We start from the raw sequence: 16,422 nt of genomic DNA, 5'->3' as shown, positions 1-16,422 counted from the left end.
CATGAGGACATCGATTCGTACGGCGGGAGCCATCGCGCTCGCCGGGCTGCTCGCCGCGGCGTGTTCCGGAAGCCGTGCGGCGTCCGCTCCCGAGGCGGCCGACCTGAGCGGGAAGATCCGCCTGGTCTCCTACACGAACTGCGACGACATGCTGGCCGGTCTGCGCGGCGCGGCCGAGAAGAACGTCACGCAGTGGGGTTTCGGCGAGGCCGTGATGTTCATGGCCAGGGACGCCAAGGCCATGGACACCATGGCGGAGGGCAAGCAGGCGTCGGTTCCGGAGCAGGCGCACTCCACCACGAACGTGCAGGAGGCCGGCGTCGACGAGCCGGACCTGGTCAAGACCGACGGCAAGCGGGTAATCACCGTGAACCAGGGCGTGCTGCGCGTGATCGACGCCGCGACCCGCAAGGTCACCGGGACGCTCCGGCTGGTTCCCGAGGAGGACAGCTGGTTCCCGGCGGACCTGCTGGTGTCCGGCGACCGCGCGCTGGTGCTGGTCCAGAGCGGCGGCATCATCCCATTCGGCGCGTTGGCGAAGGTACGGCCGGGATCCGACGGGCCCAGGTACATGCTCGTCGACCTGTCCGGCCCGCCGAAGCTCCTCGGCACGCTCAGCACGCGCGGCTCGCACATCGACGCCCGCCAGATCGGCTCCACCGTACGGATCGTGGTCAGGTCCCAGCCCGAGATCGCGTTCCCGCCGCCGAAGCCCGACGCCACCCCGCAGGACATGCTCGCGGCCAACCGCGAGGCCGTGCGCACCGCGCCCATCGAGGCGTGGCGGCCCCGGTTCGAGGTCACCTCCGATGAGCGGACCCGTACCGACCGGGTGGGGTGCGACCAGGTCAGCCACCCGGACGAGTTCACCGGGACCTCGATGCTGACCGTCTTCACCGTGGACCTCGCCGGGACGCTCGACGCGGTCCCCCCGATCAGCGTGGCCGCCGACGGCGACACCGTGTACGGCACGGACAACAGCCTCTACGTGACCAGCAACCCCCGCTGGTGGTTCCGTCCCATGCCGATCGACGACGCGCCGCCCACGCCGCTGGACGAGCCGACCAGCTCCGACGTCGCCCCCAAGATCGAGCCGACCGCGAGCCCGGCCGAGGAGGTCACCGTCATGCCGGAACCCCAGATCACGCCGGAGGAGGGCGGCGCCTCCGCGACGGCCACCCCGATCCCGGAGCAGGTCACCGCCACATCGAAGCCCCAGATCACACCCGAGGAGATCACGCCCAGGCCCACGCCGACCGCGCCTCCGGAGCAGACCGAGGTGCACCGGTTCGACATCACCGGCACGGGAGCCCCGCGCTACGTCAGCTCCGGCGTCGTACCGGGACGGCTGCTGAACCAGTACTCGCTGTCCGAGCACGCGGGCCACCTGCGGGTGGCGACCACGTCGAACGCCGAGGTGTTCGGCGGCCCCGCCGAGAAGAGTTCGAGCGGCGTCTACGTCCTCAAGGCCGACACGCTCTCCCAGGTGGGCGCGGTGACCGGCCTCGGGAAGGGCGAGCGCATCTACTCCGTCCGGTTCATCGGCGACGTCGGCTACGTCGTCACGTTCCGCCAGGTGGACCCGCTCTACACGCTCGACCTGCGCGACCCGGCGGCGCCCAAGGTCACCGGCGAGCTGAAGATCTCCGGCTATTCGGCGTACCTGCACCCGGCGGGCGACGGGCGGCTGCTCGGCATCGGCCAGGAGGCGAGCGCGCAGGGCCGGACCCTCGGCACCCAGGTCTCGCTGTTCGACGTCGCCGACCCGGCGAACCCGCGGCTGCTCTCCCGCTTCCACCAGCAGGAATCCGGCTCCGAAGCCGAGTGGGATCCCCACGCGTTCCTCTACTGGCCGCAGAGCGGGCTCGCGATGCTGCCGCTGCAGAACTACGGCGCCGACTGGCGCAACGGCAGCTCGGCGCTCGTGCTCAAGGTCACCGACGGCGCGATCACGAAGGCCGGCACCATCCGGCACCCGGGCGTCACGGGCAGGGACGACGTCCCGGCGCCCGACCCGTCCATCCGCCGCTCCGTCGTCATCGGCGACATGGTCTGGACGTTCTCCGGGCTCGGTGTGAAGGTCAGCGACGCCGCCACCCTCGCCGACCGGGGCTGGATCCCCTTCACCTGACGAGCGGTGCAGTACACCTGAGGAGTGTCTGACAAATCAAGCCCTGCTGCGCGCGGCCAGCATTTGTCAGACACGACCCTAGGCCGGGCGGTCCTCGGGGACCGCGACCGGCACGATCTCCGGGGCGCCGAGCCTGATCGCGTCGGCCTCCTGGTCGGTGTCCTGCTCCTGAGAAGCCCGCTCGGCCTGGACCCGCTTGGTGTAGTACTCGACCTCCCGCCTGACCTGCTCGGCGTCCCAGCCGAGCGGGCCGGCCATGAGCTCGGCCACCTCCTGCGCGACCGCGACGCCCCGGTGGAAGGTCTCGATCGAGATGCGGGTCCGCCGGGTCAGCACGTCGTTGAGGTGCCGGGCGCCCTCGTGCGTGGCCGCGTACACGATCTCGGCCCGCAGGTGGTCGTCCGCCCCGGACAGCGGCTGCCCGAGCGACGGATCGCTCTCGACGAGCATCAGCACCTCGTCGATCAGCGAGCCGTACCGCTGGAGCAGGTGCTCGATCCGCGCCACGTGCAGCCCCGAGGACTGGGCCAGCCGGTGCCGGGAGTTCCACAGCGCCTGGTAGCCCTCCGCGCCCACGAGCGGCACCTGGTCGGTGCAGGACGGCGGCACCCGCTGGTCCAGCCCGTGGGCGACCGCGTCCACCGCGTCGGCCGCCATCACACGGTACGTCGTGAACTTCCCTCCGGCGATCATGACGAGTCCGGGTACCGGATGGGTGACGACGTGCTCGCGGGAGAGCTGCGAGGTCTCCTCGGACTCCCCCGCCAGCAGCGGGCGCAGGCCCGCGTAGACGCCCTCGACGTCGTCCCGCGACAGCGGCACGGACAGCACCTCGTTGACATGGTCGAGCACGTAGTCGATGTCGGCCCGCGACGCGGCCGGGTGCGCCTTGTCCAGCGTCCACTCGGTGTCGGTGGTGCCGATGATCCAGTGCCGTCCCCACGGGATCACGAACAGCACCGACTTCTCCGTGCGCAGGATGATCCCGGTGAGCGACTGGATGCGGTCGCGCGGCACCAGGAGGTGCACGCCCTTGGACGACCGTACGTGGATCTGGCCGCGCCCGCCGACGAGCTGCTGGATGTCGTCGGTCCACACGCCGGTGGCGTTCACCACCTGCCGGGCGCGCACGTCCAGCTCGGCGCCCGTCTCCAGGTCGCGGACCCGCACGCCGGTGACCCGCTCGCCCTCCCGGAGGAAACCGACGGCCTGGCTGCGCGAGGCCACGTACGCGCCGTACGTGGCGGCCGTGCGCAGCAGGGTCATCACGTAGCGCGCGTCGTCCACCTGGGCGTCCCAGTACTGCACCGCGCCGACGAAGGCGGCCTTCCGCAGCGATGGCGCGACCCGCAGGGCGTGCCGCCGGGAGAGGTGCCGGTGGCCCGGCACGCCCCGGGTGATGCCGAACGAGAAGCCGAGCGTGTCGTACAGCGCCAGCCCGGCCCCGATGTACGGACGCTCCCAGCCCCGATGGGTCAGCGGGAACAGGAAGGGGACGGGCCGGACCAGGTGCGGGGCGATCCGCTTGAGCAGCAGCCCGCGCTCACGCAGCGCCTCCCTGACCAGGTCGAAGTTAAGCTGTTCGAGATAGCGCAGGCCGCCGTGGATGAGCTTGGATGAGCGCGACGAGGTGCCGGAGGAGAAGTCCCGCGCCTCCACCACCCCCACCGAGAGCCCGCGCGTCGCGGCGTCGAGGGCGACGCCCGCCCCCACCACTCCGCCTCCGACCACGACGACGTCGAGTTCCTCTGCCGCCATCTGGGCCAGAGCGTCCGCGCGCTCGGCCGGGCCGAGCCGCGCCGCGCCTGTTCGCGCCGTCATAAAGCTCCTCTGAAGATACGGCGGTGGTTTGCGTTATGGGTGTTCTACCCCGATTTGTCCAGCCAAACTACCCGCCAGTAGCCCCACTGGTGCTCATGCCCCACAGCGCTTATGGCGCTCGCTTCGCTCGCGCGGGCTCGGAGCGCCCTCAGTCGATGTCTTCCCTCGTCACTCGGGGCCTCGTCCCTCAGCCCACTCGTTCCTCAGTCCAGACACCGCCGCACCCCTCGCGTGATGGTCCGGCGCCGTAATGAGCACAGGCGCTCGCGCGGGCTCGGGGCGCCCCTCGCTCTCCGCTTGGCCACCGGCACCGACCCTAGATATGCACAAATGTGCGCGTTTCTGCTATAGATGGTGCAGAAATAGACAAAAGGAGCCTGCCTTGACCACTCACACCGAGGTGGAGATCGCATCGCAACCGGCCTGCTGGCGCAGGGCGGCCGAGCTCGCCTCCGCGGCCGGTACGGCGCTGCCCCGCGAGGGCGAGCGAGTGGCCGTCGTGGGATGCGGCACGTCATGGTTCGTCGCCCAGGCGTACGCCGTGCTGCGGGAGCGGGCCGGCCACGGCGAGACCGACGCCTTCGCCGCCTCCGAGACGCCCTCCGGCCGCCGCTACGACCGGATCCTCGCGCTGACCCGCTCCGGGACCACCACCGAGGTGCTCGACCTGCTCCGCGGCACCGGGACGCCCACCATCGCGATCACCGCCGACCCCGCGACACCGGTCATGTCCCTCGCCGACGACGTCGTGGTGCTGGACTTCGCCGACGAGCGCTCCGTCGTCCAGACCCGCTTCGCGACCACGCAGCTCGCCCTGCTCCGCGCCCACCTCGGCGAGGACCTCACCCAGGCGATCGCGGACGCCGAGGATGCCGTGGCCGAGCCGGTGGCCGCCGAGCTGATCGAGGCCGAGCAGTTCACGTTCCTCGGCCGCGGCTGGACCTGCGGCCTGGCCGCCGAGGCCGCGCTGAAGATGCGCGAGGCCGCCCGCACCTGGACCGAGAGCTATCCGGCGATGGAGTACCGCCACGGGCCGATCAGCATCGCCGGGCCGGGCCGGATCACCTGGATGCTCGGGCAGGACGTCCCGCCCGGCCTGGCCGACCAGGTCGCGGCGACCGGCGGGACCTTCCTGTCCGGCGGCCGGGACGCCCTGGCCGAGCTGGTGAAGATCCAGCGTGTCGCGGTCGAGCGTGCCAGGGCCCGCGGCCTCGACCCGGACCGCCCGATGCACCTCACCCGATCGGTGATCCTGGAGGCGTGACCCCACCTCCGGTCGCGGCAGGATGGACCCATGCACGAGGACTCCGGGAACCGATCACCGCGACCGCCGCGGGCCGGGAGGGCGACATGAGCATCACCCTTTCCGACGCCCGCGTCGTCACTCTGGACGGCGAGCACGACGGCTGGCTCACCATCGAGGACGGCCGCATCACCCATATCGGACACGGCGCCGCGCCGGGGAACGGCCATAGTCTTGGCGGCCGGCTGGTCGTCCCCGGCTTCGTCGACATGCACAGCCACGGCGGGGCCGGCGGCTCGTTCCCCGACGGCGACCCCGGCACCGCCGCCGAGGTCGCGGCGTTCCACCTGGGCAAGGGGACGACCACCATGGTCGCCAGCCTGGTCACCGCCCCGCTCGACCGGATCGCCCGCGCGGCGTCCGCCCTGGCCGACCTCTGCGAGCAGGGCCTCCTCGCGGGCATCCACTTCGAGGGCCCGTACATCGCGCGGAGCAGGTGCGGCGCGCACGACCCGGCGCTGCTGCGCGACCCGTCCCGCGAGGAGCTCCGGCAGCTGCTCAAGGCGGGCCGGGGGCAGGTCCGGATGCTGACGATCGCCCCCGAGCTGCCCGGCGCGCTCGACGTCATCAGGGACGCCGTCGCCGACGGCGTCATCGCCGCCCTCGGGCACAGCGACGCCGTCTACGACAAGACGATCGAGGGCATCGAGGCGGGCGCCAGCGTGGCGACCCACCTCTACAACGCGATGCCGCAGCTCGGCCACCGCAACCCGGGCCCGATCGCCGCCCTGCTGGAGGACGACCGGGTCACGGTCGAGCTCATCAACGACGGCGTCCACGTCCACCCCGCCATGCTCGGGCTGGCCATCCGGGCCGCCGGCTCCGGCCGTACGGCGCTGATCACCGACGCGATGGCCGCGGCCGGGATGGGCGACGGCAGGTACCCCCTCGGCCCGATGACCGTGGACGTGAAGGACGGGGTGGCCCGCATCGCCGACGGCGGCTCCATCGCGGGCAGCACGCTCACCATGGACGTCGCGTTCAAGCGGACGGTCGAGCAGGTGGACGTGGCTCCCGCCGAGGTGGCGCGGATGGCGTCGCTCACCCCCGCGCGGGTGCTCGGCCTCGACCACGAGATCGGCTCGATCACGGTCGGGAAGTACGCCGACCTGGTGGTGCTCGGCGACACCCTGGAGGTCGAGGGCGTCATGCGCCGCGGCGTGTGGATCCGCCGCCCCTCAGGAGCGTGAAAAACGACGCGAGCCCCTCGAAAACGAGGGGCCCGCGTTCGTTCGTCCACTCAGGTCCGCGCCCAGAGGGCGGCCGACCCTCTCGTGGCGGATCGGTCACCGCCGGGTCGCCACCCGGGGAAGTGGGATCTCAGGGCTGGGGCGGGGCGACGACGACCTCGACCCGCTGGAACTCCTTCAGGTCGGAGTAGCCCGCGGTCGCCATCGTGCGCTTCAGCGCGCCCATGAGGTTCATGGAGCCGTCGGCGAGCGAGGACGGCCCGTGCAGGATCTCCTGCAGCGTCCCGATTGTGCCGAACTCGACGCGCTTGCCGCGCGGCAGCTCGGGGTGGTGCGCCTCGGAGCCCCAGTGGTAGCCCCGGCCCGGCGCCTCGGCCGCGCGGGCGAGCGGCGAGCCCACCATGACGGCGTCCGCGCCGCAGGCGATGGCCTTGGCGATGTCGCCCGAGCCGCCCATGCCGCCGTCGGCGATCACGTGGACGTAGCGACCACCCGACTCGTCCATGTAGTCGCGGCGCGCCGCGGCCACGTCCGAGATCGCGGTGGCCATCGGCACGACCACGCCGAGAACGTTGCGCGTGGTGTGCGAGGCGCCGCCACCGAAGCCGACCAGCACACCCGCCGCGCCGGTCCGCATGAGGTGCAGCGCCGCCGTGTACGTGGCGCAGCCACCCACGATCACCGGCACGTCCAGCTCGTAGATGAACTGCTTGAGGTTCAGCGGCTCGGCCCGGCCGGACACGTGCTCGGCCGAGACCGTCGTGCCCCGGATGACGAAGATGTCCACGCCGGCGTCGATGACGGCCTTGTGGTAGCGCGCCGTCTTCTGCGGGGAGAGCCGCACCGCCGTGGTCACGCCCGCCGCGCGGATCTCCTCGATCCGCCGGCCGATCAGCTCCTCGTCGATCGGCGTCGTGTAGATCTCCTGCAGCCGGCGGGTCGCGGCGTCGCTGTCGAGGGTCGCGACCTCCTCCAGCAGCGGCGCCGGGTCCTCGTACCGCGTCCACAGCCCTTCGAGGTCCAGCACGCCGAGACCGCCCAGCCGCCCGATCTCGATCGCCGTCCGCGGGGACACGACGCTGTCCATGGGGCTGACCACCATGGGCAGGTCGAACCGGTAGGCGTCGATCTGCCAGGAGATCGAGACCTCCTCGGGGTCGCGGGTGCGCCGGGACGGCACGATGCCGATCTCGTCCAAGGCGTACGCGCGCCGCCCGCTCTTGCCGCGCCCGATCTCCACCTGAGTCATATCGTCCTACTCTTTCCCATCTATACGGCTACGGCTCCCGCCGAGAGGCGGCAGCCGTACGGCGTCGCAGTCGCTCGCCACCCGTGACAGAACTTATCGGCGGTGGTAGTTCGGCGCCTCGACGGTCATCTGGATGTCATGCGGGTGGCTCTCCTTCAGACCCGCCGCCGTGATCGGCATGAGCTGCGCCTTCTCGTGCATCTCGGCGATCGTCCGCGCGCCGGTGTACCACATGCCCTGGCGCAGGCCGCCGACGAGCTGGTGCGCGACCGCCGCGACCGGGCCGCGGTAGGGGACCTGTCCCTCGATGCCCTCGGGGATGTACTTGTCCTCGCCGGCCACGTCCGCCTGGGCGTACCGGTCCTTGCTGAAGGACTCGCCGCCGCGCTCGCGGTTGCGCACCGCCCCCAGCGAGCCCATGCCCCGGTACGACTTGAACTGCTTGCCGTTGATGAAGATCAGCTCGCCGGGCGACTCCTCGCATCCGGCGAGCAGCGAGCCCAGCATCACCGCGTCCGCCCCGACGGCCAGCGCCTTGGCGATGTCGCCGGAGTACTGCAGACCGCCGTCGCCGATGACCGGAACGCCCGCGGGCGCGCAGGCGAGCGACGCCTCGTAGATGGCGGTGAGCTGCGGCGCGCCCACGCCCGCGACCACACGGGTGGTGCAGATCGAGCCGGGGCCCACGCCCACCTTCACCGCGTCGGCGCCGGCGTCGACGAGCGCCTGGGCGCCGGCCCTGGTGGCCACGTTGCCGCCGATCACGTCGATCTTGGTGTTGGCCTTGACCTTGGCGATCATCTCGCACACGCCCTGGGAGTGCCCGTGCGCGGTGTCCACGATGATGACGTCCACCCCGGCCTCGATGAGCGCCTGGGCGCGCTGCTCCGCGTCGCCCGCGACACCGATGGCGGCGCCGACCATGAGGCGGCCGCGCGCGTCCTTGGTGGCCAGCGGGTACTGCTCGCTCTTGGTGAAGTCCTTGACCGTCATGAGGCCCTGCAGCCGGCCGGCCTCGTCGACCAGGGGCAGCTTCTCGACCTTGTTCTTGCGCAGCAGCCGGAACGCGTCGTCCCGCGACACCCCGACGGGCGCGGTGATCAGCGGCATCCGCGTCATCACCTCGCGGACCGGCCGGTTCTGGTCGGCCTCGAAGCGCATGTCACGGTTGGTCACGATGCCCACCAGCACGCCGTCCGCGTCGGTGACCGGTACGCCGGAGATGCGGTAGGTGGCGCAGAGCCGTTCAACGTCGGCGAGGGTGTCGTCCGGAGAACAGGTCACCGGGTCGGTGACCATGCCCGCCTCGGAACGCTTGACCAGATCGACCTGCGTCGCCTGCTCCTCGACGGACAGGTTGCGGTGCAGGATGCCGATGCCGCCCTGGCGGGCCATCGCCACGGCCATGCGCGCCTCGGTCACCGTGTCCATCGCCGCGGAGACCAGCGGAAGGCGCAGCGTGACGTTGCGGGACAGGCGGGTCGTCGTATCAGCCTCGCCGGGCTGTAGGTCCGAGTAGGCCGGAACCAGCAGCACGTCGTCGAACGTGTATCCCTGTGCGGTGAACTTGGCCATCCGTGACCCCTCCTTCGCCTCGGCGGAGCCCTCGCCAGCCCCCTGTGCAAGTGTAGTGGTCTCGCTCAAACCTCCTTGTCAAGGCTTGACACCCCCTCGCCTCGGGAAAGGCGGGCCCACCTGGGGAAGCGACTCCGTACGCGCCTCCCGCGCCGCCTCCGGCGTGACGCACGGCACTGCCCGGACACAAAGAAGTGGGGGGACCGGCTAACCGGTCCCCCCACCATCGGCGACAATCGCGATCCCGCGACCCGAGCCCCCCTCCGCGCCCGGTGGCGCCGGATCGCGGCAACGTGCCGACGCTGTGTTAAGAGTGCGTCACACTCCGTTGATAAGCAATGTCTCACCCTGCAATTGCACAAAGCTGCATATGCGTTCCGCGGAATGCCGGAACCTCCGGACAGGCCCGGAGCCCGGGGATATCCTCGCCAGACGGCGCGCTCGGGGACGTTCCCACCCCCGGCGGCGCCGGCGACCCGAGCGCGCGGAGCGAGCCATGAACACGACGCGAAACGCCGATCCCCTCCAGGCCCTCGGTCTCGGCGAGGCGGAGACCGCCGTGTACACCACGGTGCTGCGCCTGCACCGCGCCACGCTCGACGAGATCGCCCAGGCCGTGGACGAGCCCGTGGAGAGAGTCGCCGGCCTGCTGGCGACCCTCATCCGGCTCGGCGCGGTGGACGAGGCCGCCGGGGAGTACCTCGCCCGCCACCCCGCGGCCCCCGTCGGCCGGATGGTCACCGAACGGCTCGCCCTGCTGGCTCTGCAGAGCCGCCAGATCGACGACATGCTCGCCGCCGTCGCCGACCTGGCTCATGACTACGACTCCGGCCGCGCCTTCCGTACGGGCGAGTTGCGGGTGCGGTCCCTGACCGGCGCGGACGAGATCTACGAGGCGGTGATCGCGCTGGCCGGACGGGCGCCCCGCGCCGAGTTGGTGGCCGCCCTCCCCGACCGGCGGACGGCCGGCGACTTCTTCGAGAAATACGCGGACATGTGGATCCACGCGATCAAGGAGGGCGACCTCACGTCGCGCCTGATCATCCCGGTGTCCGCGCTCGGCGTCCCCGCCTTCCGCGAGGCCGCCGGGCTCCTCAACCGGGCGGGCGCGGAGGTGCGCTCCCTGGACCAGGTGCCGAGCTGGTTCTTCACCCTCGGCCACGACGCGGCCGGGCTGCCGGTCCAGTGGGGCGCCTCGCCTCCCGAGCACGCCTACAACTGCTCCCTGGTGCAGTCCCCCGTCGTCGTCGGCGCGCTGCGCGCCCTGTTCACCGAACTGTGGGGAAGGGCGGTGCCGGTCGCGCGTCCCGGAGGGACCATCCAGGTGCTCCGGCTCGCCGCCCAGGGGCTCTCCGACGAGTTGATCGCCCGGCATCTCGGCCTCTCCGTCCGCACCGTACGCGCCAGGTTCGCCGAGGCCATCGCCGAGCTGGGCGCCAACTCACGGTTCCAGGCGGGAGTGGAGGCCAGCCGCCGATCCTGGCTCTGATCACGGCCACACGACTCCGTGCCGGGGTGACGCCCAGCCCCCGATCCTGGCCCCGGCCTCCTGTCGTACCGGTCCAAGCCAGGATTTCCGGCCCGATTTCCTGCCGTATTCAACGCCCGGTTCAACGTGAAACACGTGCACCTGTCCGAGTGGGCCCACTTCCGCTCATGGGAGCGGGCCGGGTCATAAGGTGGGATGGTGCTGGAAGACGTCCCCCGCGACCCCTTCGCGGACGACCCGAACGACCCGTCAACCGAACTGGGTGAGCCCGACGACCAGGAGCCGCTGACCCTCGCCGAACGCGACGAGGCCCTGACCGACCTCGCCGACGTCGAGGTCTTCCGCTCCCTGCTCGAACCGCAGGGCGTTCTCGGGCTGGTCCTGGACTGTCCCGAATGCGGCGAGCAACACTACTTCAGCTGGGACCTGCTCCGGGGCAACCTGCGGCAGATGATCGACAACGGGCGGCCGCAGGTCCACGAGCCCGCCTTCCAACCCGACCCCAGCGACTATGTGAGCTGGGAGTACGCCCGCGGCTACGTCGACGGCGTGATCGACACAGAAGAGAGCCGCTGACCGTCCACATCGGCGATCAGCGCGCCGAGCAGACGAACGGCGACGTCGCCCGCCCCCTGACCGAGGGCGATGGCCTCCCGCCGGGCCAGCGCGTCCAGAAGAGCGTCGGTCCGCGCAACATCCGCATCCACTGCTGCATCGTCGCACGCCGCCGGAGGGGTCGGCGCACGAGGGCCGCGATGATCAAGCAATCGATTCCAGATCGGCCATCTGCCTGAGCCTCGTCAGCGCCCGATGCTGCGCGACCCGTACCGCGCCCGGGGACATGCCGAGCACGTTTCCGGTCTCCTCCGCCGACAACCCGGACACGACCCGCAGGATCAGCAGCTCGCGCTGGTTGTCCGGCAGCCGCGACAGCAGCGCCCGCGCACGCTCCGCCTCGATGTAGCGCACCACCGTCTCCTCCGGCCCCGGGCCGTCATCCGGCCCGTCCGGCAGGTCCTGCGTCGGCACGGCGGACCGCACCGAGCTGCGCAGCGCGTCCGCGACCTTGTGCGACGCGATCCCGAACACGAACGACGCGAACGGCCGGCCCATGTCCCGATATCGCGGCAAGGCCGACAGGACGGCGATGCACACTTCCTGGGCCACGTCGTCGGCGATGTGATAGTGACCGGAAACCCTTCCCAGTCGTGCACGGCAATAGCGCACCACCATCGGGCGCAGATGCCTCAGAAGCGATTCGATCGCAGTGCGATCTCCTTGTACGGCAAGGCTGGTCAGTTCCCTGAGGTCGGACTCATCCGATCTCGTCGCAAGCCTTACCCCAGTTGCGGCGTCGGCGACGCGTCCCTCGGTCACGTTAGGCATGATGCCCGCCACGATCGCGCATGTCGTCATGGTTGACGGCTACGGATTGGTCACATTGACGCGTCGATAACGGGAGGTAATCGATTGAACACAAGAGGGTTTGAATATTTCAGATGAATGACCCAATAGGCAATTACATGTCAGATGTTCGACGCGGCGACGACGCGCCGGCCGGGACTTAGGTTTACCGCAAAAAGAAGTACGGCCCCCGCGTCCGCGAGAGCCGTACTGTGCTGCGCTTCTTGATCGGGCCATCGGCCCGACACGCGGCGTTTCCTGGCCGGGTCTACGACCCGTCAGTGGCCGTGACCGTGCCCGTGGCCGTGACCGCCGCCGGCGGCCGGGGCCTCCTCCTCGGGCTTGTCCACGACGAGGGCCTCGGTCGTGAGCAGCATGCCGGCGATGGACGCGGCGTTCTGCACGGCCGAGCGGGTGACCTTGACCGGGTCGATGACGCCCTGGCCGATCAGGTCGCCGTACTCGCCGGTGGCGGCGTTGAGGCCGTGGCCGACCGCCATCTCGGCCACCTTGAAGGTCACGACGTACCCCTCGAGGCCGGCGTTCTCGGCGATCCAGCGGGCGGGCTCGACGAGCGCCCTGCGGACGACCGCCACACCGGTGGCCTCGTCGCCGGACAGACCGAGGTCGTCCAGCTCCTTGGCCACGTGCACGAGCGCGGAGCCACCGCCGGAGACGATGCCCTCCTCGATCGCGGCGCGGGTCGCGGAGATCGCGTCCTCAAGGCGGTGCTTCTTCTCCTTGAGCTCGACCTCGGTGGCCGCGCCGACCTTGAGCACGCAGACACCGCCCGCGAGCTTGGCGAGGCGCTCCTGGAGCTTCTCGCGGTCCCAGTCGGAGTCGGACTGCTCGATGGCGAGCTTGATCTCCTTGACGCGGTCCTCGATCGCCTTCGCGTCGCCCGCGCCGTCCACGATGGTGGTGGAGTCCTTGGTGACGACGATGCGGCGAGCGGTGCCGAGCACCTCAAGGCCGACGTTGTCGAGCTTGAGGCCGACCTCCTCGCTGACAACCTCGCCACCGGTGAGGATGGCGATGTCCTGCAGCATGGCCTTGCGGCGGTCGCCGAAGCCCGGAGCCTTGACGGCGACCGAGGTGAAGGTGCCGCGGATCTTGTTCGTCACCAGGACGGCCAGGGCCTCGCCCTCGACGTCCTCGGCGATGACGAGGAGCGGCTTCTTCGTCTGGACGACCTTCTCCAGGATCGGCAGGAAGTCCGCGATCGAGGCGATCTTGCCCTGGTTGATCAGGATGTAGGCGTCCTCAAGGACCGACTCCATGCGCTCGAGGTCGGTCGCCATGTGCGGCGACAGGTACCCCTTGTCGAACTGGAGGCCCTCGGTGAAGTCCAGCTCCAGACCCATGGAGTTGGACTCCTCGACGGTGATGACACCGTCCTTGCCCACCTTGTCGAACGCCTCGGCGATCAGCTCACCGATCTTCGCGTCCTGGGCCGAGATCGTCGCCACGTTGGCGATCTCCTGCTTGTCGGCGACCGGACGGGCGCCGTCGAGCAGCTTGTCGCTGACGGCCTTGGCCGCCGTGTCGATGCCCCGCTTGAGCGACATCGGCTGCGCGCCGGCGGCGACGTTGCGCAGGCCCTCGCGGACCATCGCCTGAGCCAGCACGGTGGCGGTGGTCGTGCCGTCGCCCGCGATGTCGTTGGTCTTGGTCGCCACTTCCTTGGCGAGCTGGGCGCCGAGGTTCTCGTACGGCTTCTCCAGCTCGACCTCGCGAGCGATGGTGACACCGTCGTTGGTGATCGTGGGAGCACCGAACTTCTTGTCGATGACCACGTTCCGGCCGCGGGGGCCGAGCGTAACCTTCACGGCGTCCGCGAGGGCGTTCACGCCACGCTCAAGAGCGCGCCGCGCGTCCTCCTCGAACTCCAGGATCTTGGGCATTCACGTCTCCTTATGAGAGCGCCGGAGCCCCGGGAACGGACGTCCCGGGGCTCCTCATGCTTCTGCGCGGCCTACTTCTCGATGATGGCGAGCACGTCACGGGCCGAGAGCACCAGGTACTCCTCGCCGCCGTACTTGACCTCGGTGCCGCCGTACTTGCTGTAGAGGACGATGTCGCCCTCCTTGACGTCGAGCGGAATACGCTTCTCGCCGTCCTCGTCCCAGTTGCCCGGGCCCACCGCGAGGACCTTGCCCTCCTGCGGCTTCTCCTTGGCGGTGTCCGGGATGACCAGACCGGAAGCGGTGGTCTGCTCGGCCTCAAGCGGCTGGACCACGATGCGGTCACCAAGCGGCTTAACGGGAACCTTAGTGGCGGTCGTCACGATCGGACCTCCCCTTCAGATTGCGATGAATGAGCTGAAGAGGCGACCAGCGGCCTGCCGTCGCGGGTGTCAGACCTGCCTCGTCGCTGTTGGCACTCTCGCTAGGCGAGTGCCAACACGAAACAGTATGCAAGGGGACCCTGACAGTCAACACGAACCCCCGCCGCAGGTCAGCTACGGCGTGCCGCTGTGTCTATTGCGCTCGCTCCGCTCGCGCGGGCTCGGAGCGCCCTCAGGCGATGTCTTCCCTCGTCTCTGTGTCTATTGCGCTCGCTCCGCTCGCGCGGGCTCGGAGCGCCCTCAGGCGATGTCTTCCCTCGTCACTCGGGGCCTCGTCCCTCAGCCCACTCGATCCTCAGTCCAGACACCGCCGCGCCCCTCGCGCCCCACTGTTGGCTTTCTCACCGTGACGGCTCTCACAGTGCTTATTTGCGCTCGCTCCGCTCGCGCGGGCTCGGAGCGCCCTCAATCGATGTCTTCCCTCGTCACTCGGGGCCTCATCCCTCAGCCCACTCGTTCCTCAGTCCAGACACCGCCGCGCCCCGAGCGTGATGATTGGGCCCCCTAACGATCGATGGCGCCCGCGCGGGCTCGGAGCGCCCTCAGGCCAGGCACCGGCGCGCCCCTCGCGGGTGGGTTGGGTTGGGGAGGGCGATAGCGTCGGGAGGCGTGGACCTTGAGGCGTTCCGGGCGCTGATGACACCGGAGGGGCGTACCGCACTGGCCGAGGCCGTACGGGTGACGAGCGAGGGGCTCAATCCGGTGGCGGCGGCGACCAGGCTGCGGCGCTCGTACGAACCGGCGCTGACCTCGGCCGCCCTCACCCAGGCGGCCCTCCGGCGGCGGGCGGAGGCCAAGTTCGGCGTGGACGCCGCCCTGATGTACTTCACCCCGCACGGCCTGGAACAGGCGACCCGGACCGAGGTGGCCGCGCACCGCGCCCGCCGCGTCGCCGCCGCCGTGCCCGCCGGAGCCGGAGCGACCCCGGCGATCGGGACGGCGGGGCCGCGCGTGCTCGACGTGTGCTGCGGGATCGGCGGTGACCTGATCGCCCTCACCCGGGCGGGCTGCGCCGTGGACGCCGTGGACCTCGACCCGCTCACCGCCGAGGTCGCCCGGGCCAACGCCGCCGCGCTCGATCTCTCCCACCTGGCCACGGCTCGTACGGCCGACGCCGCCGACACCGACCCGTCCGCGTACGACGTGCTGTTCGCCGACCCGGCCAGGCGCGGGGCGCGCGGAAGGGTCTTCGACCCCATGGCCTACTCGCCCACGTGGCCGGTGACGCTTGAGCTGGCCTCTCGCGCTCCGGCGGCCTGCCTCAAGGTCGCGCCGGGCATCCCGTACGAGCTCGTCCCGGAGGGGGCCGAGGCCGAGTGGGTCTCGTACAAGGGCGAGGTGAAGGAGGCCGCGATCTGGCTCGGCGGCCTGGCCCGCGTCCCGGAGCCGGGCGCCGCCGTTCCCGGGAGCGGCTTCGCGCGGCGGGCGACGCTGCTGCCATCGGGCGAAACTCTCGTCCCGACGGGGGCGGAGGCCGGAGTCGGCTCGGTGGCCCGCTACCTGTACGAGCCCGACGGGGCGGCGGTCCGGGCGCACCTGGTCGCCGAGGTCGCCGACCTGGTCGGCGGCCACCTGATCGACCCCCGGATCGCCTACATCACCGGCGACGCGCTGGTGCGCACGCCGTGGGCCGCCGCCTACGAGGTACACGAGGTCATGCCGTTCTCGCTGAAGGCGCTGCGCGCGGCGCTCAGGAAACGCGGCGTCGGAAACGCGACAATCAAGAAGCGCGGCTCGGCTGTCGATATCGACCAATTGTCGCGAAATCTACGACTTTCGGGGGATAATTCAGCGACAATCGTTCTCACCCGGATCGCCGAGCGCCCTTACGCATTCATTTGCCAGCCCGCCTGACCTGGTGCTATTACCAATCCCGGGCAATCCGGCGATAACCACGACGTTTCTCCGTCCAA

13 protein-coding genes are annotated in these 16,422 nt (G+C 70.6%); 6 read left to right on the top strand and 7 right to left on the bottom strand.

Annotation, left to right across the window (positions count from 1 at the left end):
- Position 1: 1 nt before the first annotated feature.
- Entirely contained in the window at positions 2-2,131 is a 2,130-nt protein-coding gene (locus ACQP1V_RS07055; RefSeq protein ID WP_433420000.1) for a beta-propeller domain-containing protein, read from the top strand.
- 78 nt (positions 2,132-2,209) lie between these two features.
- Here ACQP1V_RS07055 and ACQP1V_RS07050 read toward each other — a convergent pair whose 3' ends face one another.
- A complete protein-coding gene (locus tag ACQP1V_RS07050; protein WP_433419997.1) occupies positions 2,210-3,952 on the bottom strand; it encodes a glycerol-3-phosphate dehydrogenase/oxidase in 1,743 nt (580 codons plus the stop codon).
- A 382-nt stretch (positions 3,953-4,334) separates the two neighbouring features.
- Here ACQP1V_RS07050 and ACQP1V_RS07045 point away from each other — a divergent pair, with 382 nt between their 5' ends.
- Together ACQP1V_RS07045 and nagA are read left to right on the top strand one after the other, a co-directional pair.
- The gene (locus ACQP1V_RS07045; RefSeq protein WP_433419995.1) at positions 4,335-5,216 is read left to right on the top strand and encodes an SIS domain-containing protein; all 882 of its coding nucleotides are present in this window, start codon (positions 4,335-4,337) and stop codon (positions 5,214-5,216) included.
- An 86-nt stretch (positions 5,217-5,302) separates the two neighbouring features.
- Positions 5,303-6,445, top strand: a complete 1,143-nt coding sequence (gene nagA / locus ACQP1V_RS07040; protein ID WP_433419992.1) for an N-acetylglucosamine-6-phosphate deacetylase — start codon at positions 5,303-5,305, stop codon at positions 6,443-6,445.
- A 130-nt stretch (positions 6,446-6,575) separates the two neighbouring features.
- Here the strand turns inward: nagA and ACQP1V_RS07035 are convergent, their stop codons facing one another.
- Positions 6,576-7,694 carry a GuaB3 family IMP dehydrogenase-related protein gene (locus tag ACQP1V_RS07035; protein WP_174550693.1) on the bottom strand — a complete coding sequence of 373 codons (1,119 nt, stop codon included), beginning with the start codon at positions 7,692-7,694 and terminating at the stop codon, positions 6,576-6,578.
- Between the two features lie 93 nt (positions 7,695-7,787).
- The gene (guaB, locus tag ACQP1V_RS07030; protein WP_433419989.1) at positions 7,788-9,269 is read right to left on the bottom strand and encodes an IMP dehydrogenase; all 1,482 of its coding nucleotides are present in this window, start codon (positions 9,267-9,269) and stop codon (positions 7,788-7,790) included.
- A gap of 496 nt (positions 9,270-9,765) precedes the next feature.
- Here guaB and ACQP1V_RS07025 point away from each other — a divergent pair, with 496 nt between their 5' ends.
- Together ACQP1V_RS07025 and ACQP1V_RS07020 are read left to right on the top strand one after the other, a co-directional pair.
- Positions 9,766-10,758: a helix-turn-helix transcriptional regulator gene (locus tag ACQP1V_RS07025; RefSeq protein ID WP_433419987.1), complete on the top strand. Its 993-nt coding sequence runs from the start codon at positions 9,766-9,768 to the stop codon at positions 10,756-10,758.
- Between the two features lie 198 nt (positions 10,759-10,956).
- The gene (locus tag ACQP1V_RS07020; protein WP_067130444.1) at positions 10,957-11,334 is read left to right on the top strand and encodes a DUF5319 domain-containing protein; all 378 of its coding nucleotides are present in this window, start codon (positions 10,957-10,959) and stop codon (positions 11,332-11,334) included.
- On the opposite strand, the gene ACQP1V_RS07015 is transcribed toward ACQP1V_RS07020, so the two are convergent.
- The 4 genes from ACQP1V_RS07015 to groES form a co-directional block, all read right to left on the bottom strand.
- Positions 11,295-11,465, bottom strand: coding sequence for a hypothetical protein (locus ACQP1V_RS07015; protein ID WP_387408157.1), 171 nt, complete (start codon positions 11,463-11,465; stop codon positions 11,295-11,297). The genes ACQP1V_RS07020 and ACQP1V_RS07015 overlap by 40 nt on opposite strands.
- A 52-nt stretch (positions 11,466-11,517) precedes the next feature.
- The gene (locus ACQP1V_RS07010; protein WP_157570275.1) at positions 11,518-12,144 is read right to left on the bottom strand and encodes a sigma-70 family RNA polymerase sigma factor; all 627 of its coding nucleotides are present in this window, start codon (positions 12,142-12,144) and stop codon (positions 11,518-11,520) included.
- Positions 12,145-12,440: 296 nt separating this feature from the next.
- Positions 12,441-14,066, bottom strand: a complete 1,626-nt coding sequence (gene groL, locus ACQP1V_RS07005; RefSeq protein ID WP_433419984.1) for a chaperonin GroEL — start codon at positions 14,064-14,066, stop codon at positions 12,441-12,443.
- 71 nt (positions 14,067-14,137) lie between these two features.
- Positions 14,138-14,449, bottom strand: coding sequence for a co-chaperone GroES (gene groES / locus ACQP1V_RS07000; RefSeq protein ID WP_067129946.1), 312 nt, complete (start codon positions 14,447-14,449; stop codon positions 14,138-14,140).
- A gap of 669 nt (positions 14,450-15,118) precedes the next feature.
- On the opposite strand from groES, the gene ACQP1V_RS06995 reads away from it, so the two are divergent.
- Positions 15,119-16,363, top strand: a complete 1,245-nt coding sequence (locus tag ACQP1V_RS06995) for a THUMP-like domain-containing protein (RefSeq protein ID WP_433419981.1) — start codon at positions 15,119-15,121, stop codon at positions 16,361-16,363.
- The last annotated feature ends 59 nt before the right edge of the window (positions 16,364-16,422 follow it).

The sequence above is a fragment of the Microtetraspora malaysiensis genome, from assembly GCF_050947145.1.
Lineage (GTDB): Bacteria > Actinomycetota > Actinomycetes > Streptosporangiales > Streptosporangiaceae > Microtetraspora_A > Microtetraspora_A malaysiensis.
Note: the sequence above shows the minus strand (reverse complement) of the source record. Positions and strands in the feature narration are given on the sequence as shown.